At 55.3% G+C, this 25,689-nt stretch carries 21 protein-coding genes; 13 read left to right on the top strand and 8 right to left on the bottom strand.

The window, feature by feature from the left end; translation table 11 throughout:
- Positions 1–145: 145 nt before the first annotated feature.
- Positions 146–391 carry a hypothetical protein gene (locus tag SH421x_RS05205; protein WP_488854339.1) on the bottom strand — a complete coding sequence of 82 codons (246 nt, stop codon included), beginning with the start codon at positions 389–391 and terminating at the stop codon, positions 146–148.
- A 14-nt stretch (positions 392–405) separates the two neighbouring features.
- Complete coding sequence (locus SH421x_RS05200) at positions 406–1,407, bottom strand: NAD-dependent epimerase/dehydratase family protein (RefSeq protein ID WP_488854338.1); 1,002 nt, start codon at positions 1,405–1,407, stop codon at positions 406–408.
- A gap of 237 nt (positions 1,408–1,644) precedes the next feature.
- Here SH421x_RS05200 and SH421x_RS05195 point away from each other — a divergent pair, with 237 nt between their 5' ends.
- The 9 genes from SH421x_RS05195 (at position 1,645) to SH421x_RS05155 (ending at position 14,960) form a co-directional block, all read left to right on the top strand.
- The gene (locus tag SH421x_RS05195; RefSeq protein WP_488854337.1) at positions 1,645–4,842 is read left to right on the top strand and encodes a tetratricopeptide repeat protein; all 3,198 of its coding nucleotides are present in this window, start codon (positions 1,645–1,647) and stop codon (positions 4,840–4,842) included.
- 12 nt (positions 4,843–4,854) lie between these two features.
- Positions 4,855–5,745 carry a MotA/TolQ/ExbB proton channel family protein gene (locus SH421x_RS05190; RefSeq protein WP_488854336.1) on the top strand — a complete coding sequence of 297 codons (891 nt, stop codon included), beginning with the start codon at positions 4,855–4,857 and terminating at the stop codon, positions 5,743–5,745.
- A gap of 65 nt (positions 5,746–5,810) precedes the next feature.
- Complete coding sequence (locus SH421x_RS05185; RefSeq protein WP_488854335.1) at positions 5,811–6,362, top strand: hypothetical protein; 552 nt, start codon at positions 5,811–5,813, stop codon at positions 6,360–6,362.
- An 832-nt stretch (positions 6,363–7,194) separates the two neighbouring features.
- A complete protein-coding gene (gene recA, locus SH421x_RS05180) occupies positions 7,195–8,253 on the top strand; it encodes a recombinase RecA (RefSeq protein ID WP_488856413.1) in 1,059 nt (352 codons plus the stop codon).
- Between the two features lie 311 nt (positions 8,254–8,564).
- Complete coding sequence (alaS, locus tag SH421x_RS05175; RefSeq protein ID WP_488854334.1) at positions 8,565–11,378, top strand: alanine--tRNA ligase; 2,814 nt, start codon at positions 8,565–8,567, stop codon at positions 11,376–11,378.
- A 197-nt stretch (positions 11,379–11,575) separates the two neighbouring features.
- A complete protein-coding gene (locus tag SH421x_RS05170) occupies positions 11,576–11,788 on the top strand; it encodes a BON domain-containing protein (protein ID WP_488854333.1) in 213 nt (70 codons plus the stop codon).
- Between the two features lie 186 nt (positions 11,789–11,974).
- Positions 11,975–12,499 carry a thiol peroxidase gene (gene tpx, locus SH421x_RS05165; protein WP_488854332.1) on the top strand — a complete coding sequence of 175 codons (525 nt, stop codon included), beginning with the start codon at positions 11,975–11,977 and terminating at the stop codon, positions 12,497–12,499.
- A 154-nt stretch (positions 12,500–12,653) separates the two neighbouring features.
- Positions 12,654–13,163, top strand: coding sequence for a TspO/MBR family protein (locus tag SH421x_RS05160; RefSeq protein WP_488854331.1), 510 nt, complete (start codon positions 12,654–12,656; stop codon positions 13,161–13,163).
- A gap of 174 nt (positions 13,164–13,337) precedes the next feature.
- Complete coding sequence (locus SH421x_RS05155; protein WP_488854330.1) at positions 13,338–14,960, top strand: methyltransferase regulatory domain-containing protein; 1,623 nt, start codon at positions 13,338–13,340, stop codon at positions 14,958–14,960.
- Positions 14,961–15,054: 94 nt separating this feature from the next.
- Here the strand turns inward: SH421x_RS05155 and SH421x_RS05150 are convergent, their stop codons facing one another.
- The gene (locus SH421x_RS05150) at positions 15,055–16,017 is read right to left on the bottom strand and encodes a deoxyhypusine synthase family protein (RefSeq protein WP_488854329.1); all 963 of its coding nucleotides are present in this window, start codon (positions 16,015–16,017) and stop codon (positions 15,055–15,057) included.
- 356 nt (positions 16,018–16,373) lie between these two features.
- On the opposite strand from SH421x_RS05150, the gene SH421x_RS05145 reads away from it, so the two are divergent.
- Positions 16,374–18,791, top strand: a complete 2,418-nt coding sequence (locus tag SH421x_RS05145) for a hybrid sensor histidine kinase/response regulator (RefSeq protein WP_488854328.1) — start codon at positions 16,374–16,376, stop codon at positions 18,789–18,791.
- Between the two features lie 220 nt (positions 18,792–19,011).
- Here SH421x_RS05145 and glgP read toward each other — a convergent pair whose 3' ends face one another.
- Positions 19,012–21,213, bottom strand: coding sequence for an alpha-glucan family phosphorylase (gene glgP / locus SH421x_RS05140; RefSeq protein ID WP_488854327.1), 2,202 nt, complete (start codon positions 21,211–21,213; stop codon positions 19,012–19,014).
- A 377-nt stretch (positions 21,214–21,590) separates the two neighbouring features.
- Between glgP and SH421x_RS05135 the strand changes: the two genes are divergently transcribed.
- The 3 genes from SH421x_RS05135 (at position 21,591) to SH421x_RS05125 (ending at position 23,774) form a co-directional block, all read left to right on the top strand.
- Complete coding sequence (locus SH421x_RS05135; protein ID WP_488854326.1) at positions 21,591–22,646, top strand: acyl-CoA dehydrogenase family protein; 1,056 nt, start codon at positions 21,591–21,593, stop codon at positions 22,644–22,646.
- A 29-nt stretch (positions 22,647–22,675) separates the two neighbouring features.
- Positions 22,676–23,338: an adenylyl-sulfate kinase gene (gene cysC / locus SH421x_RS05130; protein WP_488854325.1), complete on the top strand. Its 663-nt coding sequence runs from the start codon at positions 22,676–22,678 to the stop codon at positions 23,336–23,338.
- Positions 23,339–23,549: 211 nt separating this feature from the next.
- The gene (locus SH421x_RS05125) at positions 23,550–23,774 is read left to right on the top strand and encodes a BON domain-containing protein (protein ID WP_488854324.1); all 225 of its coding nucleotides are present in this window, start codon (positions 23,550–23,552) and stop codon (positions 23,772–23,774) included.
- A gap of 52 nt (positions 23,775–23,826) precedes the next feature.
- Here SH421x_RS05125 and SH421x_RS05120 read toward each other — a convergent pair whose 3' ends face one another.
- From SH421x_RS05120 to SH421x_RS05105, 4 genes are all read right to left on the bottom strand, one after another.
- Complete coding sequence (locus SH421x_RS05120) at positions 23,827–23,961, bottom strand: hypothetical protein (RefSeq protein WP_488854323.1); 135 nt, start codon at positions 23,959–23,961, stop codon at positions 23,827–23,829.
- Between the two features lie 23 nt (positions 23,962–23,984).
- Positions 23,985–24,272: a DoxX family protein gene (locus tag SH421x_RS05115; RefSeq protein WP_488854322.1), complete on the bottom strand. Its 288-nt coding sequence runs from the start codon at positions 24,270–24,272 to the stop codon at positions 23,985–23,987.
- 60 nt (positions 24,273–24,332) lie between these two features.
- Positions 24,333–25,031: a pirin family protein gene (locus tag SH421x_RS05110; protein WP_488854321.1), complete on the bottom strand. Its 699-nt coding sequence runs from the start codon at positions 25,029–25,031 to the stop codon at positions 24,333–24,335.
- A gap of 73 nt (positions 25,032–25,104) precedes the next feature.
- Positions 25,105–25,602 (bottom strand): MarR family winged helix-turn-helix transcriptional regulator, encoded by a 498-nt coding sequence (locus SH421x_RS05105; RefSeq protein WP_488854320.1) that lies wholly within the window; start codon positions 25,600–25,602, stop codon positions 25,105–25,107.
- Between the last annotated feature and the right edge of the window lie 87 nt (positions 25,603–25,689).

The raw sequence follows: 25,689 nt of genomic DNA, 5'->3' as shown, positions 1-25,689 counted from the left end.
TGCCGAAACGCAAATTCGACGTAAATCGAGTATTTTCGGTCGAAAAAGAAGGGATCGCGTACATTGCGCGATCGGAGTGAGCGGCAGCCGATCAGGTGATTGCGGCCTGTGAGAGAATTAAATGGGACCTAACCCTGCTGCTTGGCTAGAGATCGCCCATGGCGTCCATTTGCCCCGGTTCGTTCCACTCGGCCCAGTGTACCCAGAACTGGGGCAAGAGGTCGCCGTACAGCTCTTTGGCGAGCGCGAAGATCTCGCCCATCGTGAACTCTTCCATCTCGGGGAGCGTGCGATCGGACTTGGTCGCTAGCTCGGCCACCGCATCGTACAGCGGCGTCCCGCGCGCGAACTTCAAATCAAAGTGCTCGTCGTTCGGCTGCTTTTCCCACATCGCCGTTGCTCCTCTTACTGCGACTTGCGCGCGGCGCGTTCTGCTTTGGTCGAGGCGATCACATCGGCGATGATCCCTTCCAAGTCAAACTTCGGGCGATAATCGATCGCCGAGCGCAGCTTGGTCAGGTCAGGCACGCGGCGGATCACATCTTCAAAGCTGCTGTTAAATGCATCTTCATACGATTGGAACGACAAACTCAACGTTGGATCAATCGCCGCGGTGACCATCTGGGCGAGCTCGAGGATTGTCACCGGTCGATCGCTGCCGATGTTGTAGACCTGGCCGGCGGCCGATGGCGTGCCCATCAGTTGAATCACTGCGTCGACCACATCATCAACATGAGCGAAGCAACGAATCTGCCCACCATCCGAGTGGACTGTCGGCCCTTTGCCATCCAAGGCCGCAGCAATAAATCGTGGCAATACCATTCCATAGGCCCCGGTCTGACGTGGGCCGACCACATTAAAGAACCGGCCGATCACGGTCGGAGTTTGCCGCTGCCGCCAGTAGGCGAGCGCCAAAAATTCGTCAATCGCTTTCGAGGCGCCATACGACCAGCGGGGCCGCGTGGTCGATCCAAAGACCAGATCGTCTTCTTCTGTCCATGTGGCCTTGGGGTTCTTGCCGTAAACTTCGCTGGTGCTGGCCAAAAACATGCGGATATCGCGGCCTGCTTCGCGATGGGCGGCGATCTCGGCCAGCAGCAGTTCGGTGGGATAAATGTTTCGCTCGATCGTCTGGATCGGCTCTTCCTGGATCAAAGCCACTCCAACGGCGGCCGCCAAGTGATAGACTTCATCGGCCTCAACCAATAAGCTTTTGATCAAATCGCGATCAGCGACCGTACCAGAGACGAAGTGAAAGTTCTCGTGATCGATCACATGGGATAGATTTTGCCGACTGCCGGTCGATTCGTCATCAATCGCAGTCACCGTCCGCCCCAGGGACAACAGTGCTTCACAAAGATGAGAACCAATAAACCCGGCGCCGCCGGTCACAAGCACATGCGTCATTCAAAACACCGAAGGAAAGAAGAGCGTAACCTTCCACTGCAAGCGGTTCATACTAGATCGGCCATTGGAGCCCCACAACCTAAGCGACGCCCCAGAACCGGCTTGCCGCTGTTTTCTACTGGCATAATCCTCACCTTCGGGAATAATGGAACTTAACTCCTGCGGTTTCCTCGCAGATCGCTCCTTTCCGGCGTCCTTTTAACCCACTCCGCTTTCTACCCCCCAACACGCCAGATAATGACGATTCGCAATTTGACTCTGCCGCTCGCCGGTTCGCTCGTGCTGATCTTGCTCTCTGCCTGCATCGTCTGGGGGCAAGAGACTCCCCCCGAAGCTGCAATTATCTATTCGGATGCCGTCGCCTTCCAAAAGGCCGACGAGTACCAATTAGCGTCCGAAGAGTGGAGCAAGTTCCTGACGCGTTACGCGACCGATCCATTGGCCGAGAAAGCTCGCAACAACTTGGCGGTCTGCCAGCTGAAGCTAGAAAAGTACTCCGACGCCGCTAGCAATTTTTCGACCATCCTTAAGAACAACCCCAAGACCGAACTCCGCGAGGACGCGCTGCTCAATCTGGGCTCTACTTATTATGCCTGGGCCAAGTCAAGCGATCCCAAGCAGTTTGATAGCGCCGCCAAAACGTTCGAGCAACTCTACAAAGAGTTCCCCCAAGGCAAGAACGGCGATCAGGCCCTCTATTTTGCCGGCGAGTCATTCTACCTCAGCGGCCAAAAAGAACGTTCGCTGGGCCCATACAAAGCGCTGGTCGAACAGTTCAACAAAAGTCCCTACCGCGCCGATGGCGCCTACGCATGGGGCGTGACGCTCGAAGAACTGAACAAACCCGGTGAAGCGTTTGAAGTTTACGATAAGTTTCTCACCGCCTTCCCTCAGCATGATCTCGCTGCCGAAGTCCGCATGCGCCAGGCCGAAACGGTTCTCACCCAAAACAATTTCGCCAAGGCCGAGCAAATCTTGACCGCGGTCACCGCCGACCCCAAGTTTGCGTTGATCGACCATGCATACTACCGCCTGGCTTTTGCCCGTTTGAAGCAAGAGAAGGTCGCCGAGGCGGGCGCGATCTACGCCAAAATCGCCTCCGACTATCCCCAGTCAAAGTATCACGACGAATCGATGATGCTGGCCGGGCGCTGCTATTATCGCGCCGGCGACTGGGCCGCCGCAGCCAAGTGGCTGGACGCAGCGTCCAAGCTGCCTGGCGAGACCGGACTCGAAGCGGCGCATTGGCTATGCCGCGTCTATCTGAAAACTGGCAAGCCGCAAGATGCGGAGAAATTGGCCGCTACCAAAATCGCCGCCGCCAAAGATAGTCAGCTGTTAGTGCCGCTGCTGATCGATCAAGCCGACGCTTTGTACGATCAACCGCAACGTCGCGGCGAATCAGTCAAGCTGTATCAGCAGATCGTCACATCGCATCCCCAAGATCCCCAGGCGCCGCAAGCGCTGTACAACGGCGCCTTCGCCGCCCTCGAAACGCAAGATCACGCGACGGCGGCTCGGTTGGCGAATGCGTTTGTCAAGCAATTCCCCAAACATGAATTGCTGCTTGACGCCAAGTATGTCGCCGCCGAAGCGGCGCTGCAGGAAAAGAAGTACGCCGAATCCGAAAAAATGTTCCGCGAGCTGATCGCCGCCGGCGACAAACGCCCTGAACAAGCAAAATGGCAAATGCGGCTGGCGCTAGCGCTGTTGCTGCAAAACAAGCATCCCGACGTGATCGCGATGGTTGCGCCGATCGCCGGCAAAATGGCTGACCCGGCGCTCAAAGCCGAAGCATTCTTCTTGCTTGGTTCGAGCCAATTCGCGCTCGATCAGTTTCCGGCCGCTCAGCAAAGCCTGACCGCGTCGCTGGCCGCCAAACCCGATTGGCGGCAAGCCGACGAAACGTTGCTCCTCCTCTCTCGCGCTCAGCACAAGCAGGGAGACAACGCAGCGGCGATCGCAACAGTGCAAAAGATGCAGAAGCAGCTTCCTAACTCAACACTGGCCGACCATGCCGCCTATCGCCTGGGCGAGTACTACTATGCCGCGACCGACTTCCCCAATGCGGCCGCGCAGTACCAAACGGTGGTCAACAAGTTTGCGAGTTCGTCGTTAGCGCCGCACGCGCTGTATGGACTTGGCTGGTCGCAAATCCAGCTTAAACAAGGCAAACCAGCGGCCGACGCTTTCTCGACACTGCTCACCCAACACGGCAACCACGAACTGTCGCCGCAAACGCTGCATGCCAGAGCGGTTGCGCGGCGTTTAGCCGGCGACTTTGCCGGCGCTGCCGCCGATGTCGACGCTTACTTGCAAAAATCGCCGCAAGCGGCCGACAAAGCGGACGCATTGTACCTGAAAGGACTTTGCCTGGTGGGCGCCAACGACCAAGCTGGCGCTGCCGCCCAGTTTGCGGCGATCAAGCAAGAATTTCCAAAATATGAGAACGACGACAAGGTGCTGTACGAATTGGCCTGGTCCCTAAAAGCTTCTGGAGATCCAGTCAAAGCGACTGCCGCATTCGCCAGCCTGGCGGCGACCCATCCGAAAAGCCCGCTCGCGGCCGAAGCCAGCTATCACGTGGGCGAAGCGGCCTATGATCGCCAAGATTACGCCGCTGCGCAAACCGCGTACTCCGCTGCTCTCGCCGCTGCTCAAGCCAATGATGTGGGAGAAAAGTCGGCCTACAAGCTGGGCTGGTCCCAATATCAGCAAGGTGATTTCGCCGCAGCCTCCGCTTCTTTCGCCGTGCAAACCAGCAAGTATCCGGATGGGCCGCTCGCGGCCGACGCCAGTTTCATGCGGGGAGAATGTCTCTACAAAAAGGATCAGTTCGCTGATGCGTTGGGCGCGTATGGGCAAGTCAAAGCCGATCGCCTATCCAGCAACGACATGCGCGATCTGTGGCGACTGCACGCCGGCCAATCGGCCGCCCAGCTCAAAAAGTGGGACGAAGCGGTCCGCTGGATGACCGAATTATTGGCCAAGTCGCCTGATTCTTCGGTCGCCGCCGAAGCTCAGTACGAAATCGGCTGGGCCAATTACAACCAACAAAAATCGGATGATGCGATCAAACGGTTTCTGACCGCCGCCGATCTTTCGCCTGGCCGCACCGGCGCGCGAGCCCGCTTTATGCTGGGCGAACTCTATTTTGAGAAGAAAGACTACCCCGCGGCCGAATCGCAATTCAAACGCGTGGTCCTTGGTTTCGGCGGCGCCAAGTCGCTGGACGAGGTAAAACCATGGCAAGCCAAAGCGGCCTACGAACTAGGACGTTGTAACGAAGTCCGAATTCGCGATGCGGTCGGCGCTCCGAGGGTCCGCTACATCGCAGAAGCAAAAAAATATTACGGCATGGTAGTATCAGACTATCCCCAAACTGCCGAAGCGAAGCTGGCCGCTAGTCGTATCGAAGCGATCAACAAACTGTAAACGCAGGTTCCCATGACACGATTTTCATTGACGCAGCGTTTTGTCGCGCTGCTGCTGTTCACCTTTCTGCTGACCACCGGAATGGGCGTGGTCGCCGCGTGGGCGCAAGAGAATGAATCAACCGAAGCCGCAGAGCCAGCGCCAGTCGCCAACGAATCAGGCGCCTTGTTAGAAGAAAAACTGCTCGGCGACGATGGCCAGTTGCACTTGGTCGCGCTGGTCTTGAAAGGGGGTCAAATGATGATCCCGATCGGCTTGATGTCGCTGCTGGTCGTGACCCTCGCATTTGAACGCGCGATTGCGCTTCGTCGGGGACGGATCATTCCTCCGGATCTGGTCGCCGGTCTCGAAGAGATGCAGTACTCCTCCACCGGATTCCAGCCTCGCGACGCCTATCGACTGTGCAAAAAGTATCCCTCGGCAATGGCCAACATTGTCGAATCGATGCTGGCCCGCGTCGGCCGTCCGCAAGCCGAAGTGGTCCACGCCGTCAACGAAGCGAGCGAACGCGAAGCGGACCGCTTGTATAGCAACGTCCGCTGGCTCACCCTGGCCGCCGGCGTAACGCCGCTGATGGGCTTGCTTGGTACGGTCTGGGGGATCATCTGGGCGTTCTACAAAACCACGCAGCTAGAAATCGGCGGCAACCGGGCCAATCAATTGGCCGAAGGTATCTACGTCGCGCTAGTCACCACGCTGGGCGGCCTGGTCGTCGCGATTCCGGCCGCGATCTTGGCTCAATACTTCGAGAGCCGCATCATCAGTCTGTTTCACCAGATCGACGAACGCCTGTTTAGCCTGCTGCCGGCGATCGAGCAGTATGAAGGCAAGACCCGCATCCACCAGCATCATCTGGATGAAGCGGACGCAGAAGAAACCACGCCGGAACAGATCGCTACGTAACGATTTTCTGGGCGCCATGGCCACGGCCTTGCGTGGCCATGAATGCGGACGATTCGACGAGTTTCATGAACTACTTTCACCAACTCGCAGCGTCATCGGCGTATTTCCTGACTTTGGGTCTGGTGACGATGGCTGGCATGTACGTTGTGCCTGGCTCAATGAGCATGAGTGACGCCGTGTTGCGTTCGATATGCTATGCAATAGGTTTCGGCTTGCTCGCCGTGCTTGGCTGCAAGGCTTATCGCCTAGAGTTCCCTGCAGAGTTGACCAACCGAGAGACAGCCCTTCGCGTTCGCTACCTTGGCATTACCGGTGGAGTTGCAATCGGCGTGTTAGTGATCTTTGGTGCGATGTTCTCTTACGTCCCTCTCTTCAATGCAATTTTTGGCGTCCTTTGCTCTGGCGCGTTTGTGCTATCAGCGTGTTTGTTGTTTCGAAGCGCCTGGCCATCATTGCCTCTGCTCTTGGTTGGCGTGATGTTAATGGCATTCGTCGTAGGCATGGCGATGAATGCACAGGTGTTCTATGCGGTTCCCACGGATCCTATTCAAAAAGCATCGGCCACGGCCCTGGAATTGCTTGACAATGTAGGCGGCCGGCAATCATTGACAGCTTAAAATCAGCTTCGGAGCGCTTCTCCCCAATTCTCACGGAAGTGGATTCGATTCCACGGAAAGTTCACGCAGATTCATTGCCACGAAGAGGCGGCTACGGCGCCCGGCCAGCCCTTCCAACCATCAAGCAACTGATCCTTTTCCGCGTGCATGCTAAAAGCGATGCTCTTTCGGAGTAGACGCCATAAGCTGATCCCGGCGCCAATGCGCCGCATTTAGATAAAGCCGCTTTACCAAAAAGAGATAACGGGCCTTTATCTCTTTTTGGCCCGCAGAATCCTTCCTGGGAAGTCTTTGTTATCCGAGCATGGGGGCAGACTTATTTTCCGTTCTCTATCTACTAAGAATCGCCCTCAGGCGGTTCGGTAGTTCTAAGGTGAAACACTTTGGGAACGTACAATGCTACATAAGCCAGCATTCGCGCCCGCCTCCTATCTATCCCAGCCCCCCATTTTTTGACGTAAGTCGTTTTACCTCGTGAAACCGGGGCCTATCTTATCCCCTACATGAAAATAATTTCGGATTCCTTTTGGCCCGTGACCAGCCGTGTCCCAGGGCTCCCCGATACTTCTCTTTAGTCACCGGCAAGTCACTGTTGACATGTACACCTCACAGGCGTACACTGACCATCCGTTTAGTTGATGCCGAACGGGGGATGCTTGCCAGCGGACAGGACATTTACCATAAAGGAGCCCGGAAAATGGTCACCGCAACTGCTTCAAAGAACAGTCGAATGGCGAAAAAAGAGACAGCGAAAAAAGAGCCTGCGAAAAGCAGCAAAAAGAACAGCGGTAGCGATAAGTCGCCCAAAGCCGAGCACAAAGATGTCGCCGACATGCTGTCTGGCAACGCCGTTCTAAAAACGACGCTTCAGCAAATCGAAAAATCATTTGGCGAAGGGGCGATCATGCCCCTGGGATCGAATCACGCCAAGATCGAAGGGATCCCAACTGGATCGCTGTCGCTCGACTTGGCGCTCGGCGGGAAGGGACTACCCCGCGGACGCATCATCGAGGTCTTTGGCCCAGAATCGAGCGGTAAAACAACGATCGCACTGCATGTGATCGCCCAGGCCCAAGCGATGGGGGGAATCGCCGCTTTCGTCGACGCCGAGCATGCACTCGACCCGAGTTGGGCCAAAAAGCTGGGTGTTGAGTTAGAGACGCTGCTGGTCAGCCAACCCTCCAGCGGGGAAGAAGGTCTCCAGATTACGGAGATGCTGGTCAAATCGAATGCGGTTGACGTGATCGTCGTCGACTCGGTCGCGGCCCTCGTTCCGAAAGCGGAATTGAACGGCGAAATTGGCGCTTCGCATGTTGGTTTGCAGGCTCGCTTGATGAGCCAAGCGATGCGTAAATTGACTGGCGTGATTTCTAAATCGAAAACGATTGTGATCTTCATCAACCAGATCCGCGAAAAAGTGGGCGTGATGTTTGGAAGCCCCGAAACAACGCCTGGCGGTCGCGCCCTGAAGTTTTACTGCTCATGCCGCGTCGACGTTCGTCGCATCGGGCAACTGAAAGATGGCGAAGATGTGGTGGGCCAACGTGTTCGCTGCAAAATCGTGAAAAACAAGGTCGCTCCGCCGTTCCGGATCGCCGAGTTCGACATGATGCACACCAACGGCATCAGCTACGAAGGAGACATCCTGGACCTGGCATTGGAAGCCAAAATTGTCGCTCGCAGTGGAGCCTGGTTCCGTTATGGCGACATCCAACTGGGACAGGGCAAAGAAAAGGCGCGAGCCTTTCTGGTCGAAAATCCCGAGATGACCGAAGAATTGAAGCAAAAAGTGCTGGAATCGGCAGGCCATAACGGCGAAAAGCTGTTTGACGCCGCTCCCGTCAAAGAAGGTGCTGAAGACGAAGAGTACGAAGCTGAAGAAGAGCTATAAACCCCGCGATGGCTGCATGCTGCTGAATCTCCGCAGTGAGCTTGCAGTTCCCAGGGATTGAGTTGAGCAACGAGTCTTCCTCCGTTTGGGCGTCGGCGGGCTCCATCCGACGTCCGTGACCTAAGAGGCTTCCGGTTCGCATCACCCGGAAGCCTCTTTTTTGTACTTTCGCAAACCTTTTGGTCTCGGCTGGGTCCTAAGGTTAGCAACGGGTTCGCCCTCGTCACGCCTAGCCGATTTGCCGTGAAGGGCTTATCATAACCCCTTTAAACAGCACTATTTGACTCTTACTGGCCCGGCCTGATTTCGCCATGAAGACCGACGAACTACGCGAAAAATACCTCAGCTTCTACGAATCCAAAGGGCATTCGCGTCGCGCGAGCGATGTCTTGGTGCCGACCTGGGATCCTTCGGTGCTGTTTACCCCGGCCGGGATGAACCAGTTTAAGGATCACTTTCTGGGTCGCGTAAAGCTCGATTTCACTCGCGCGACAACCTGTCAAAAATGCTTGCGTACCGGTGATATCGACAACGTCGGCCGGACCGCCTATCACCACACGTTCTTCGAGATGATGGGCAACTTTAGCTTTGGCGACTATTTCAAGCCGGAAGCGATCTCTTGGGCGTGGGAATTTTTGACCGAGAAAAAATGGTTGGGCCTTCCGGCCGATCAGCTGACCGTCACGGTTTACAAAGATGACGACGAAGCGGCCAATTATTGGCACGAGAAGATCGGCCTACCGACTTCGCGCATCCATCGCCTGGACGAAGACGAAAACTTCTGGCCGGCTAGTGCGCCAAGTCTTGGTCCCGATGGCGTTTGCGGTCCGTGCAGCGAAATTTATTTTCACCCGAAAGGGAGCAAGCCGGTCGAGATCTGGAATCTCGTCTTTACGCAGTTCAACCGGATCGGCGATCCGCCGAACAATCTGGAACCGCTGCCAAGTAAGAACATTGACACGGGGATGGGGCTAGAGCGCACCGCCGCGACGCTGCAAGGAGTTACCACCAACTATCACATCGATATTCTGCGTCCCATTGTGGAAGCGGCTGGCGAAATTTGCGGCGTCAAGTATGTTCCGGAAGATGACAACGGCCGCCGCCTGCGCCGCATCACCGACCATATTCGTGCGTGCACGTTCGCGATTCATGAGAATGTCTATCCCGGCGCCCAAAAAGAGAAATATGTCATCCGGCGTTTGCTCCGCCGCGCCGTCCTGGATGGTCATCAAATGGGCCTGCGTCAAGCGTTCGCTTATCAACTAGTCGATAAGATCGCGGAAATGATGAAGGTTCCCTATCCAGAACTGCAAGAGACGACGCAGCGCGTCGCCAATGTGATTCGGACCGAAGAAGAAAACTTCCTCGATCGCTTGGATGAAGGTTTGGCGCGCACCGAGAAGACTTTCAATTCGATGCAAAAAGAAAACCTGACCGTCGTCAACGGCAAAGAAGCGGCCGAGTTGTATCAGACCTATGGTTTTCCGCCGGAGTTGTTTGAACAAGTCGCGGCCGAAAAAGGCCTTTCGTTTGACTGGCCCGGCTACAAGCAAGCGATGGAAGACTTTGGCGTCACCACCGGCGGCGGAACCTCGGTACTTTTTGCCGATGGTCCGATCGAATCGCTGAAGAACACCTTGCGTAAAACCGACTACGTAGGCTACGACCAATCTGCCGCCGATGTCACGATCAAAGGAATCGTAGCGAACGATGCCGACGGCACGTCTCGACTGGTGGACGACTATGATCAGACCGGCCAGGAGCACATGCTGATCGTAGTGACTGACTGCACTCCCTTCTATGGAGAGTCTGGCGGTCAGGTCGGCGACAGCGGCGAGATCGTCGGCAAAGACTTCCGCTTTGTCGTCACCGACACGCAAAAAGATAGCGACCTGTTCTTACATCATGGCTATCTGGCCAGCGGCAAAATCAGCAGCAATGTCGAAGCGACCGCGACGGTGGGTCAGCGACATGCCGGGATCCAACGCGCTCACTCGGCGACTCACATTTTGCATTACGCATTACAAAAGAACCTGGGCGCGCACGCGCAGCAGCAAGGTTCCAAGGTCGACGAAGATTGGCTCCGCTTCGACTTCACCAATCAGGCGGCGGTCACTCCGGAAGAGCTTGCTGCCATCGAAGTCGACGTCAACGAGCGCGTCGCGGCGGCCGAGAATGTAAAATGGGAAACCGTTCCGCTGGCGAAAGCGCGAGAACTGGGCGCGATGATGCTGTTTGGCGAAAAATATCCGGACCCGGTGCGTCTGGTTTCGATGGGAACCTTCAGTCGCGAACTTTGCGGCGGCACCCATTTGACCAACACCGGCGACGTCGGCATGTTTGAAGTGATCAGTGAAGAAGGTCCGTCTGCCGGCGTGCGACGGATCATCGCGTTGACCGGAACCAAAGCCCAAGAATACCGCCAGCAAGTGTCGGCTTCGTTGGGTGATATTTCCAATTCGTTGGGCGTGGCGCTGCTCGACGTACCGGCCGCTGTCAAACAGTTACTGCAATATGTGCGTGACCTGAAAAAAGCAGCCAGCGGCAGCGGCAAGGTTCCGGACGCGATGCCTGCAATTACCGAGGATCTCAAAGCGGTGCAGCCCAGCTACGCGATCCAAAAAGAGACGCTGAAAGAAACTGCCCGCATGATCAACGTTGGCATGTTTGATGCGCCGTCTCGAATTGCGGCTTTGCTGACCGACATCGAATCGCTAAAGCAAGAGATCGCAGCTCGCGCCGAACTAGGCGTGCTGACCGCCGACGATCTGCTGGCTCAAGCCGAACTAGTCGGCGAGGTAAAACTGATCGTCGCCGAAGCCCCTGGCGCCAACCCCAACGTCATGCGTCAACTGATTGACCAGTTGCGAAAGAAAGCGGCGCCATGTGCGGTGCTGCTGATCGCCGGTCAAGGCGAAGACAAAGTGATGATGGTCGCCGGCCTTAGCGAAGACGTCGTCAAATCAGGCGGCAAAGCAGGCGAATGGGTAAAGACGGTCTCCACCATCGTCGGCGGATCCGGCGGCGGCCGAGCCGACATGGCCCAAGCCGGCGGCAAAGACCCCGACAAAATCGCCGATGCGATCGCAGAAGCGAAAGCATTTGGGAAAAAGATGCTGGGCTAGGCCTAAGGAACAAACTCTTCCCGCCCATTCACCTCCCCCGAAGCGGCGTTATCGTTACGATCGGCGCCGCTTCGCAAAAATCCTCACTAGATCAGCCACACGGGGCTCAACTGGCTCCGCTAGCAGGTCGATAGCTTTAACTGGTCAGCCAACCGCGACGTTCTCTCCCCTCCGCGTATCCCAGTTCGAGCAATTCCATGAATCAAGCTGATTATTCCGCCAACGTCGAGCGCGCCCTCGCCAACAATCCCCATTTTGCTGGACGCACGCTCCGCTTTGAACAAGAGCAAGACCGGATCGTGCTGAAAGGCAACGTCGCTTCCTTTTTTCACAAGCAGATGGCCCAAGAGGCGCTTCGCCAGGCTGGAGTCGATCAGATCGAGAACCAACTAGAAGTGAATTGGGCGTAACCCCTGCTCTCTCGCTCACCTACGACTGGCATCGGCCCGCGGTCTCCACCTGCGGGCTGTTGCATTTCTTGCCGGCGAAGTATCGCCGCGATCGAAGTACGCCCCCTTTTTCCGCCGCCGACAGCGCGTGACAATGCGAGTAACATTGAATCCCTCGCACGCAAACTCAGCTCAGGAGAATCTCCCATGTCGCGACACGGCGCCATCACGTTCAAAGGTAACCCGATGACTTTGGCCGGCGAAGCGGTCCAAGTCGGCCAGCCGGCTCCCGACTTCACCCTGCACAGCTTTGGCCCCGAAGGACTGAAGGCGATCACTTTGGCTGACGTCAAAGGGAAGCCGACCATTCTGAGCGTCATCCCTTCGGTCGACACTAGCGTTTGTGCAATGCAGACGCGGAAGTTTAACGAAAAGTTGGGCAGCTACGGCGATAAGATCAATGCCTACACGGTCAGTCTTGATCTGCCGTTTGCGCTAAATCGCTTTTGCGGCGCCGAAGGAATCGAAAGCATCCAAAAGGCTTCGGACTACCAAACTCGCAGCTTTGGCAACAACTGGGGCATGCTGATCGAAGAGCTGATGCTGCTGGCTCGCGGCACCTTTGTGCTGGACGCCGATGGCAAGGTCACCTATGCCGAAGTGGTCTCCGAAGCGACGCAAGAACCCAACTACGATGCGTCGATCGCGGCGCTCGATAAATGCCTAGCCTAAGCGGCTAGTCCAGTTTCAACCAGCAAAAGAGCGGCCAGCTTGGTCGCTCTTACACAGACGGCAAAGGTTTCGCGATCACCGTCGTCTGTCGTTAAAATTAGCTGCGGACTTTTGACGAACCAAGCTTTCAGGCTCTTTCTAGCCGAGATGCAAGTTGATTGACTCCAGCACAACGGCGCCGACGCGATCCAAGCTTGTTCAGGGGTTTGTGCTGCTTGCTGCAGTCCTCTTTTGTTTGACCGTCGGCTTCGTCGGCGCTCTCTTTACGACGCCGCAAATCCCCACTTGGTACGCCGGCATCGATAAACCTAGCTGGACTCCACCTAGTTGGGTGTTTGGGCCAGTCTGGACCACGCTCTATATCTTGATGGGGATCTCAGCGTGGCTAGTTTGGCGTCAGGCCCATTGGTCACAGACGCGAACGCCGCTGCTGGTGTTTGGGGGACAGTTATTTCTGAATGCGATTTGGTCTCCCGTGTTTTTTGGCATGCAAAGCCCGCTGCTGGGATTGGTTGTCATTGTGCTGCTGTGGCTGATGATCGTCGCAACGATTTATTGGTTCGCGAGAATGTCAAAGCTGGCGGCTCTGCTGCTGATTCCCTATCTTCTTTGGGTCAGTTATGCGACTTGTCTGAATTTCGCAATTTGGCGATTAAACGGATGAGTAGGATTCGCAAAGCGTTACAACCCGCGCATTTCGCCTAGTCGATGATTTGAGTTTGGTGAACCTAACCAAATTGGACGGTTTTCCGCAGACAACCAAAGGGCTGCACGAGAAAATGGAGGGACCAAACACCCCTCTTTTCTCAATTGCGATCTCTTGGAGTCCGACGAACTGATGACGGCCGAAAACATGCAGACCAGCGAAAGCGACGAAAGCCTTGCCGCCTCGAAATATAGTTACGATGTTGTTCCCTATCCGAGTCACCCTTTTCGACAAACGCACCCCGAGCGGCTCCATGCGTTAAGTCGGATGTTTGGGATGACTCCCGTCGATATCGAACATTGTCGCGTGCTAGAAATCGGTTGCGCCGGCGGCGGAAATATTATTCCGATGGCCGAGACGTTGCCTGAGAGCCAGTTTGTCGGGATCGACTTGTCGAAAGGACAAATTGAATCCGCTCAGGCGAGCGTCGACAAGATTGGCATCACCAACATCGAGCTAAAGCAGCTTGACATCCTGAATGTCGACGAGTCGCTGGGCAAATTTGACTACATCATTTGCCACGGCGTCTTCTCTTGGGTTCCGCCAGAAGTGCAAACCAAGATCCTCGAAATCTGCCGCGATCATCTGAACCCGCAAGGGGTCGCGCTGGTCAGCTACAACACGCTACCGGGTTGGCATCTCCGCGGTGCGATCCGCGACATGATGAACTATCATGTGCGTAACTTGACCGACCCCACCAAGCAGGTTCAACAAGCTCGAGCGCTCTTAGAATTCTTGGCCAGCAGCGTCGCCGCCGATGCCGGCGCCTATGGCAGCATGATTCACTCTGAATTGAATCTGCTCAAGAATCAGACTGACAATTATCTGTACCATGATCATTTGGAAACAAACAACTATCAGTTCTACTTCCATCAGTTCATGGAGCAGGCGGCCAAGCACGATTTGCAATATCTGGCCGAATCGCATATCGCGACCATGTGGACCGGCAACTTCGCCAAAGAGGTGGCGCAAACCTTAGAGCGAGTCGCGCCCGATATCATTCAGCGCGAGCAATACGCCGACTTCGTCCGCAATCGGATGTTTCGCCAGACCCTTCTTTGCGCCAAAGGGACCAAGATCGATCGAGCGTTGGGCGAGAAGACGCTGGAGGGCGCTTGGATTAGTTCACCGATGCGTCGCGTCGAAAATCCGGCGGATAAACAGCTTCCGCCCAACACGGTCTCGTACCGCAACTTGCAGTCCAATCAAGGTCTTAACACGACCGATCCACTAATGATCACTGCAATCGACTACATCGGAGAGCAATTCCCGCTGGCCGTTTCGTTCGACAATCTTGTCGCTCGCGTGCAAGCCAAAGCTGAAGAGATGGGAGCCGCCGATCCCGCTCAATTACGTCGCGCCATGGCGAACAATATCATTCACCTGGCGGTCGGCGGCGTGGTCGAGATGTCGTACACTCCCAATCGATTCACTCGCGAGATTACGGTCAAACCGAAAGTCTCCGGAGTCGCTCGACTTCAGGCGGCGAGCATTGATCGATTAACCAACGCGCGGCATGAGATCATCAAGCTGGACGACCTGACGCGACATATCGTCACCATGGTGGATGGCGAAAAAACGCATTTCGAGATTCAGAATGGTCTGAAAGATATGTTGCACAACGGTAAGCTGACGATGCGCAAAGATGGCGAAGTGCTGCCGGCTCCGTCTGGCGAGATGCTGGAGAAGATCGCTGCCGAAGCGGTCTCGAAGGCGCTCGATCGCCTTAGCAAAGCGGCGCTGCTGCTGAGTTAGCCGTAAACGAACTGTAGCCCAAAGCTCGCGCTGTTGGGCTACAGTTTTTATCTTGCGTGCTGCGGCGTTCTTGCCACAGCACTACTGCCTAGTGTTATTCTCCCAGCACGTAGGCGAACATCATCGGCGCAACAATCGACGCGTCAGAGTTGATCATAAACTTGTCGGTATGGACGTCGAGTTTGTTCCAGGTGATCTTTTCGTTCGGCACGGCGCCGCTGTATGAACCAAAAGAGGTCGTCGAATCAGAGATCTGGCAGAAGTAGCTCCAGTAGCTGACGTCGAGTTCTAGGTCTTGGATGATCAGCGGTACGGCGCAAATGGCGAAGTCGCCGGCGATGCCGCCGCCGATTTGATAAAAGCCGATCGGGTGATCTTTTTGGTTGGCCAGATACCACTCGACCAACTCTTGCATCTGCGCGGTCCCAGGCTTTAGCACGTTGTGCGATTTCACTTTGCCTTCGATCACGCGGGCCGCAAAGATGTTCCCCATGGTCGAATCTTCGTAGCCGGGAACGTAGACCGGGATCTTGGCGTCAAACGCCGCTTTCAACCAAGAGTCTTCGACAGGAATCTGGTAGTAAGGTTCCAGCGCGTTCGCATCAAATAGCATGCGGAAATAGTCGACCGGCGAGTGCTGCTCTCCCTTTTCGCCGGCTTCGATCCAGCGTTCGGTTAACAGACGCTCTAGATGGCGAACGACCGTCTCGGGAATGCAGGTATCGGTAACGCGATTGAAGCCTGCATCGCGCAGTTCACGCTCGGCCTCAGGCGAAAGATCGCGGTAATTGGTGGCCAGCTTGTACTCATTATGAGCCACCAAATTGAATACGTCTTCTTCCAGATTGGCGGCGGTGCAGCTGATCGCATGGACCTTGCCTTGGCGGATCATCTCGGCCAACGAAACGCCCAGCTCGGCGGTGCTCATTGCGCCTGCCAAAGTCACCATCATCTTACCGCCGTTTTCGACGAAAGATTTGTAGGATTTCGCCGCATCGAGCATTTCTCGAGCATTAAAATGACGGTAATGGCGTTCCATGAACTTGGTAATCGACATCGCGCACAAGCCTCGGTTGGGAGATTGCCGGAAGGGATTCGGAGAAAGCCCCCCAGTATATCACCGTAGCGGCGGCCAGACGAGAACGGGTCGCCGTTAGAATTAGTCCAAACTGTCCAAGCCGATCCTTCGCAGCGTCCTGAAACTTCGCTGATGGGACAGTCCCGAAATCATCGGGGGCATCCAGATAATCGCATGCAGCAACAGCGATCTGTCCAACTCTGCGGTATTCCGCTGGTAAGAATTGAAGTGTTGATCGATTTAATTGGACTCGTTCCAAGAAAGCCGACTCATCCAATCGGCTACTAGCCTACAGTTTCCCCTGAAGGCTTAGATTTAGCGTAGGGGCAACGCTCATGAAGCTCGCGACAAAGTTCTATTGTCTATTGACTATCTTGATGATTAGCATGCTGCTGGTGGGTTATCTCGCTAGTCGTCAGGCTTCCGAAGTCTTGCGAAACATCATCATTAGCCGATCAGCAGGTCAAGCGCAATCGGTGATCGACGAGATCGATCGCATGGTGCACACGCGGATAGCGCAATGGAGGGCTTACTCAGAATCTCCTCAGATTCGTCAGGCGCTTGTCGATTCCAACGCCGAGTTCGCTAAACTGCCCGACGTTCAAGCGATCATCGATCTGCGTGATCAACAATGGCGCGCCAATGATCCAGTTGCCGCCAAGCTTGCTGACGATATTGACGCATTACCGCTGTCACAAGAGCTGACACGCCAGGTATCGCTGCTGAATGAAGAGTATGGCGCCGACGAGTACGGCGAAATCTTCTTGACCAATCGTTACGGCGCCAACGTGGCCGAAACGAATCGGACCTCTGACTATCGCCAAGATGACGAATCATGGTGGAAAGCGGCGGCTGAAAAGGGAGTCTACGTCGAAAGCGTCGCCTTCGACGAAAGCGCCGACGAATATGCGATCAGCCTTTGCCTGAGAGTCAACGACTCTGGTGGCGATTTTCTGGGCGTGTTGAAAACGGTGATCTCGCTTAACGAAATCGTCGCCGCGATTGATCAACGCGCCAAACAAGATTCAATTCTCAGCATTTCACTGCTCGATGCTCAAAAAAAGTATATCTACCATTCCGCTTACAGCGCAAGGACTCCGCTCGACAAATCCTCTCCTCTAGAGGGAGTCACCTACGCCCAGTTTGGACCGACGCAGCGGATTTATGAGTACGTCAACCTAGATGGTACGAGCATCTTGTCGATCGTCGCAGAAAGCCGCGGTTCGGGGAGATTCGCGGGGCTAGGCTGGGAGGCGGTAATCGATCAAGCGGAAGATCCGCTCATGGCCCCGCTGACCCGCTTGCGTTGGAATATTTTTGGCGTCGTATTGGTGCTGGCTTCGATCGTGTTGGGGATCAGCTGGTTGGTTGGCAATCAATTACGGGCCCGGATCGCGCGCTTGTCTCATGCCGCCAAACGAATCGGCGATGGAGAATTTGGACTGCAGGTTGACGATGTAACCCACGACGAGCTGAATGATGTCGTGCGGCAATTCAATGCGATGTCTTGGAAGATTGTTCACACGCACAATGAGTTGTTAGCAGCGCAACATCGCGCCGAGGCGGCCAATACCGCGAAGAGCCGCTTCCTGGCGACAATGAGTCACGAACTGCGTACGCCGATGACGGCGATTTTGGGCTTTACCGAAAATCTGATCGAATCGCCTGACTACGCTTCGATAGATGAGCGAAACGAAACGCTAAATACGATCCTGCGAAACGGAGAGCATTTGCTGGGTTTGATTGACGACGTGCTCGATCTGTCCAAGATCGAAGCGGGACGTACCGAAATCCATTCCGAACTTTGTTCACCGGGACAGATCGCCAACGAAGTTGTCAGCATCTTGAAGAAGCGAGCTGCAGCACGCCGGTTGAGCCTGTCAGTCCGCTGCAAAACTCCGATTCCGGCCGAGATTGAGACCGACGAGCTCCGTCTGCGACAGATTTTGTTGAATCTGGTGGGCAACGCACTCAAGTTCACCGAAAAAGGGAGAATCTTGCTGGAAATTTCGTCCACCTTTGGAGACGTCGGCCGACGCATGCTGCGAATCCGCGTTTCCGACACGGGCCCCGGCATTGCCCCTGAGAAGCTAGAACAGATTTTCGAACCGTTCGTTCAAGGAGACAGTACGACTTCGCGAACCTACGGAGGCGCCGGCTTGGGACTTCCGATCAGTCGACGTCTGGCCGAACTGATGGGCGGGACGTTGATTGTCGAAAGCACGCCAGGCAAAGGATCGGCCTTTACCCTTTCGGTCCCAGTGGGCGATATCGAAGGGATCCCGTTTGTGGAAACGATCGACGACTGTCTGACGCGTCCACCGCAACCAGCGCCTGACATGCCGCAGAAAATTGAAGCGAACGTGATGCTGGTCGAAGATAGTCGTGATGTGCAATTGCTGGTTCGCACGATCCTAGAAAAAGCAGGCGCCAATGTGACGCTGGCGACCAACGGGGCTGAAGCCTTGGCTTTGATGGAAAACGCCAAGGAACTTCACCTGCCCTATGATCTCATCCTCATGGATATGCAGATGCCGATCATGGATGGCTATACCGCCACCCAGCAGTTACGCGCTTTGGGCTATCAATTGCCAATCATCGCACTGACGGCGAATGCAATGGAAGAAGATCGTCAGCGCTGCCTAGACGCTGGTTGCTCCGACTATCAATCGAAGCCAATCCATCGCAAGACATTACTGAAAGTGATTTATCAAGCGTTGCTCGATCACCAACAAGGCGCCGTGAGCACCTAACAGCCGCTCACGTCGCTGCGCTCATAAGCTTGTCACCGCCCCTTAACTTGCATGATAGCCAAGGTCCTGTACCTCAATATTGAAGAGCAAGCTCGCGTCACTGCGAGTTCTTCCCTTTATTGATAACAAGCTTGGCCCCTGGCTTGAGCAACAATGCGCACAAAAAAAGCGTCTTGCCGATCACGGCAAGACGCTTTGAAGTTGACACTAACTCTTGTGCTTAGAACTGGCTCATATCCGAGCTCAAACCGCCAGCGGCTGGGACGTAGGCGAGTCGCGTATAGTCCATCACCATGCGGTGTGCACTAAATCGCCAGGCCAACGTGCCGATTGAGTTCATCATGCGTTTGATCCACTCACGCGGCAGTCCATCGACGTCGCGATCGTAGAAGAGCGGCACGACTTCGTTTTCGAGGACGCGATAAAGCTGTTCGCCATCGCGTTCATCTTGGCGTTCGACCGAACTGTGCGTTCGTCCGTTGCCGATGGCGAAGCCGTTGTTGCCGTCGTGCGCTTCGGCCCACCAGCCGTCAAGAATCGAGCAGTTCAAACCGCCGTTCAAGACCACCTTCTGGCCGCTTGTGCCAGAGGCTTCTAGCGGACGACGGGGGTTGTTCAACCAAACGTCGACCCCTTGGATCAAGTGACGCGCGACGTTGATGTCGTAATCTTCGACGAACACGATCCGATGGCGGAAACGTTCGTCATTGCGCAAATTGAAGATCTCGCGGATCTTCGCTTTGCCGGGCTCGTCTTTTGGGTGGGCCTTGCCGGAGAAGATGAACTGCACCGGACGAGTCGTCGAGTTGACGATTTCGTCCAAGCGATCCGCATCATCCAGCAACAAGTCGGCTCGCTTGTAGGTGGCAAAACGCCGCGCGAATCCGATCGTCAGGATGTTCGGATCGAGCAGCGTGCGAGCTCGTTCAACTGCATCGTCGCTTTCTCCCCGGCGGCGACATTGTCGCGAAACGCGGCGGCGAACAAATTGCAGCAGCAAGTTTTTGAGCGTCGCGTGGGTTTCCCACAATTCGCCGGGATCAACGCTATGAATGTTTTGCCAGAAATCGGCCTCGCCCATGCGGCTGTACCAACCACTGGGAAAATGGCGATCATAAAGCTGCAACATCTGCCAGGCGACCCAACTGGGGACATGCACGCCGTTGGTGATGTGTCCAATCGGAATCTCTTCTTCGACGCGAGATGGCCACAGATGCGCCCACATGCGACGAGAGACATGTCCATGCAACTGGCTGACCGCATTGGCGCGGCGAGACAGCTTCAGTCCGACGACCGTCATACAGAAGGTCTCGTTGGCGTTGTGCGGCTCGACTCGGCCTAGACCCATCAGTTGATCATGCGAAATACCCATCGCATCGCGGAGCGGGCCCAGATGTTCTTCGATCAAGCCGGCGTCAAACCGGTCGTGACCAGCCGGAACCGGCGTGTGGGTCGTAAAGATGGTCTGACGCGCGACGTCACGCAGCGCTTCGTCGTACGACAAGCCATCTTCTTGGATCCGCTCACGCATCCCTTCCAGCGAAGCAAAGGCGCTGTGGCCTTCGTTCAGGTGGTAAGCGCCGGGAGTGATGCCGAGCGCCTTCAGTGCTCGCATGCCGCCGACGCCGAGCACCAACTCTTGGCGAATTCGGGTTCGCTCATCACCGCCGTACAAACGGCTGGTCAACTCGCGATCTTCTGGCTTGTTGCCGTCGACATCGCAGTCGAGCAAAAAGAGCTTCACGCGGCCGACGTTCACCTTCCACAGCTTGGCTTTGAGCGTACCGCTGCGCGTGTCGATCGAGATCGTAATCGGGGTACCATCCGGTGAGAGCGCCGGATTCATCGGCAGATTCTCAACCTTGGTGTCCATGTACTCTTCGTGCTGATAGCCGTCGACGTCCAAGTGTTGCTTGAAATAGCCTTGGTCGTAGAACAGGCCGATCGCGATCAGCGGAACGCCCAAACCGCTGGCACTTTTCACATGGTCGCCGGAGAGGACACCGAGACCGCCGGAATAAATCGGCAACGACTCGTGGATGCCAAATTCGGCCGAAAAGTAAGCGACGGGACGCGATCCCAACACGCCGGCGTGGGTCGCCGACCAAGTATCTTTGGTCGAGAGATATTCTTTCAGCCGGCGAAATGCATGATTAATGCGGCTGTAGAGGACCATTTCGGCGGCACGAAGTTCGAGCCGTTCTGGCGTAAACTCTTTCAACAACGCGATCGGGTTATGATCCAGCTGACGCCAGCGGATCGGATCGAGGTCGCGAAAAAGGTTAAAAACATCGGGTTGCCAAGTCCACCACAAATTGTTGGCTAGCTCGATGCACTTGTCATAAAGCTTCTCGGCCGACAATTCAGCGACGACGCCCTTTAAGACGTCTGACTCGGTTTGCGTCAATTCTGCTTGACTCATAATCCATCCTTCAGCAGGCAATGCCTGAAACGCTTTGGAACTGGAGACTTAAGGCAAATGTACCTGTTCATTATCGGGGATGCGACCCCAATCACTTCCTACGAATCGGAAGCTACAAGCGAATGCTTGAAGCGAACTTCTCACAGTCGCTCTCTCCTTTAGACATATCGCAGCCAGTGGGTGATAGCAATCAACGGATTCAGAAATGCTTTCACCCCGGGTAAGTAAGTGCATAGAACGCCGATTGCGATACAAGCCGTTGCTGGACTTCGCTAGCTACGGCCAAGCGAAATGCGTACGATGACAGCTGATAGCAAATCGAATACCCATCTTGCCCAATTTTATTTTCTTCTTGGAAATCGCTGGAAAGAAATTTCGTGATCTCTCAACCCAACGATCCGCGGCTCGATCGCCTGTGCGAGCAACTGCAGCAACTCTCGACCCACGAAGTTTGGCCGGCAGAATCTTTACGAGCCTGCGGAGACGCCGGAGTTTTTCGCTGGTTTCTTGCCGAAGAACAGGGCGGATTCGGCTGGAGCGACGTCGATGTTGTGCGCGGGTATCTCAAGCTCAGTGCTGCCTGTTTGACCACTACCTTTGTGATTACGCAGCGGACTGGCGCATGTCGACGAATTGCAGGCTCCTCCAATGAATCAGCCCAACGACGCTTGCTACCGGATCTGGTCAGCGGAGCAACATTCGCTACGGTGGGGATCTCTCATCTCACCACAAGCCGGCGTCATTTGAACCAAGCAGTATTGAGTGCAACGATCGACGGAGACTCCTTTTTGCTCGATGGTTACAGCCCCTGGGTCACCGGCGGCGTCCATGCCGATACGCTGGTTGTGGGCGCAACGCTTGCCGATGGTCGCGAGTTGCTAGCCGCCGTTGCTGGCGATGCGCCAGGCGTATCTGCTGAACCTCCGGCCGATCTTGTGGGGCTGACCGGCAGCGCCACCGGAATGGTGAAATTTTCGCAGGTTCGGGTTGGGCGTGCAGATTTGTTGGCTGGCCCCGTCGAAAACGTCATGAAAGCAGGCGTCGGCGCGAAGACAGGAGGTTTAGAGACTTCCACGTTGGCCATCGGTCTGGCGACGGCGGCGGCTGCGTATATCCGCGAAGAAGCAAATAAGCGTCCCGAACTGGCGCCCCCAGCAGCGTCGTTTGCTCAAGAATTGAGCGATCTACAGACCGACTTGCTTTCGGCGGCAGCAGGCGAGCCGCTCTGCAGCACCGAACAATTACGAAGTCGCGCCAACAGCATCGCGCTGCGTACGACGCAAGCCGCCTTGTCGGCCGCCAAGGGAGCAGGCTACGTTACAGGCCATCGGGTCGGCAGATGGTGCCGTGAAGCGTTGTTCTTTTTGGTTTGGAGTTGCCCTCAGCCTGTGCAGCAAGCCAACTTGTGCGAATTGGCCGGCATCGCCGAATAACAAAAGTGAAAGCGGAAGAAGCAAGAGCGATGGAAAAAGTTGAAGTCACCTGGCACGACCATGCGGTTACCCGTGCTGATCGCGAACGTCTGAATGGTCATCGTGGATGCGTTGTTTGGTTTACCGGGCTCAGCGGTTGCGGCAAGAGCACGATCGCCAATCTGGTGGATCGCCAATTGCACGAGCGGGGAGTACGAACGTTTCTGCTGGACGGCGACAACGTAAGACATGGACTAAATCCATCGACGGCGATGTTGGCTCAATCGCATGACGCCGATTTTGCACAGCGGTTTGGCCTGGGCTTTGGTCCTGCCGATCGGGAAGAAAATATCCGCCGCATCGGCGCAGTCGCCGAACTCTTTTGTCAGGCTGGACTAATCACATTGGCGGCGTTTGTAAGTCCCTATCGCAAAGACCGGGATCTGGTCCGGAAGCGTTTAGAAACGAGCGGCGGCGAGGGGGATTTCATCGAAGTATTTGTCGATACGCCGCTTGAAGTATGTGAAAGCCGCGATCCGAAAGGGCTCTATAAAAAGGCGCGCGCCGGTGAGCTCAAGGGGATGACGGGGATTGATGATCCGTATGAAGCCCCCCTAGCTGCTGAGATCACTTTGGCAGGCGGATCGGCGCCTGCCGAGCAACTTGCCGCGCAAGTCATCGCCCAATTGATGGAACGTAGAATCGTTGGTTGATGCGATGCTAGCGTGAAGAGTTAGCGATTAGATTAACATTTCTAAAAAAGTGGTTGACCACACCGCCGGCAAAGACATACAACAACTATTCCGGCGTTAATCTTCATGGAAGTCCTCGCAAAACGAATTTTGCCTCGCTCGCGTGCGCCGGAAACTCCCACCCACTAGTCAGTGCCGGCAGCAAAGACTCGTCGCAAGGAACAATCCACGGATGATTAGCTCTAATGTAAAAGACGTGCGGTCGCGGATTCGTACCGCACTCGGCGCAAGTCCGCTCTTTCCGCTTCGCCAATTACAGGTCGAATTTCTTGACGATCGGATCGTGATTGCTGGCCGCGTAGATAGTTTTTATCAGAAGCAAATGGCCCAAGAAGTTGCCCGCTCGATCGCATCCGAAATCGAAGTCGTGAACTCGGTAGAAGTCGAGCATGCTTAACAGTCTGTTGGTTTTTCAACAGACTGTTTTTCCTCTGGCCAACTCAACGTCGCTATTCCAACGACTCGCTTGGATCGGCTGCAGTCTGGGGCGCGGAGGATCCGTCAAGACTACCGGCGCCAGAACCGTTGGCGATGATAAAGAGCATCGCTCCAGCCATCGACAAGTTCTTCATAAATTGAATCATTTGTTGCTCCGCCGCGTCACCTTCTAGATTCCAAAATCATGGAAGTAGTAAGTCGCTAGCACCAAAAAAATCAGCAGTAAACTGGCGCCAATCCGCGCGTAATAACCGGCTGCGACCGTCGCGCCGCCGACGATCAAAAACAAGATCGCTCCGGCCAACATCAAATGGGGAGCAGGCACGCCGGCCGACTCCATGTGGGCGGCGACGCTCTCGAAATTTGGAACCTTGTTGCCGACCGCGCTTAAGATAAAAATGGTAGCTAGCATCACACGGCCAGCGATCGAAACAAGGGGAGTCAGGGGCATGTTCATCGGACTTTGTTCCTGGAGCGGTTGGATGAGCGTGATGGATATTTGGTAAATGACACGATGTTAGTTCAGCTCAAACAGCATGATTTCGGCCTTGTCCACAGCACTGATTTGGACCGAACTTTCTGAGCTGATCGCAGCTCCGTCGCTGGTTTCTAACGACTGCCCGTTCAGCTTCACCGAGCCTTTTAATACTTGCAGCCAGGCATGTCGCTCGGCCGGCAGCGGATGCTCGACTGTTGCACCGGCGGAGAGGTCGGCCAGGTAAATACGGGCGTCTTGATGGATCCGCAGCGAACCTTCGTCAGCATGCGGCGAAGCGACCAATTGCAACCGATTCTGGCGATCTGCAGCCGGAAAACTCTTCTGCTCGTAGCTCGGCTCGATTCCCTTCTCAGCGGGATAGAGCCAGATTTGATAAAGATGCACCGGTTCTTCTGCGGACGGATTGAACTCGCTGTGCAAGATGCCTGAGCCTGCCGACATCCGTTGAAACTCGCCGGGACGAAGCGTCTCGCCGTTTCCCATCGAGTCTTGATGCTCTAGCGCGCCGGACAAAACGTAGGTGACGATTTCCATGTCACGATGCGGATGCTTTCCAAAACCTTGACCAGGCGAGACCCAGTCTTCGTTCATCACCCGCAACGAACGGAAGCTCATCTGGGACGGGTCATGGTACTCGCCGAACGAAAAAGTGTGGTAAGTGTTGAGCCAGCCGTGATCAAAGTGGCCACGATCAGCAGCTTTGCGAATTTGGATCATCGTCATTGCCTCGTTTAAAGTTCACAACATTATTTTACACGTAAACTATTTGAGTAAAAAAAAGGACCGGTGGTTACGCGTCCGTTTCTTTTTCCTTTTCGACGGCCAGGGATGTGCGGGCCTTGACCAGCAAGCGACTCAGCTCTGTCAGCTCTGCTGGCGAAAGATGTCCCATCAATTGAATGTGGGTCTCGTTGACCGTTTGATCCATCTCACTTAGCAGAGCTGTCCCTTTGTCAGTGATCCCGACAAAGACGACTCGACGGTCCTCAACACACCGTCGACGTTCGGCCAGACCATGCTTCTCTAAGCGATCAATCAGACCAGTGATCGCGGGCACAACCTGAATCATCCGTTCGGCGATTTCCAAACTAGGGAGCGGCTTCCCTTCACCGCGCAGGATGCGAAGCACGTTGTATTGAGACGACGTCAACCCATATTTACGAAAGAGACGCCCAAACCGATTTTGGAACTGATCACTAGTGCGCAAGAGATTGAGCGTCGCTTCTTGCTCGGCTGAAGCAAATGGGTCACGCTTTTTGATCTCATCTTGCAATCGACCTGTAGACATCCTGTAACTCCTTTCGTTCCACTTAGTTTACATGTCATCTAATGCATCGTCAATAGATCAAACCCGCTTTTTTAGTGTCCGAGAGAA

Source organism: Blastopirellula sp. SH421 (genome assembly GCF_057808535.1).
The sequence above is the reverse complement of the archived record's forward strand: the minus strand, read 5'-3'. Positions and strand labels throughout refer to the sequence as shown.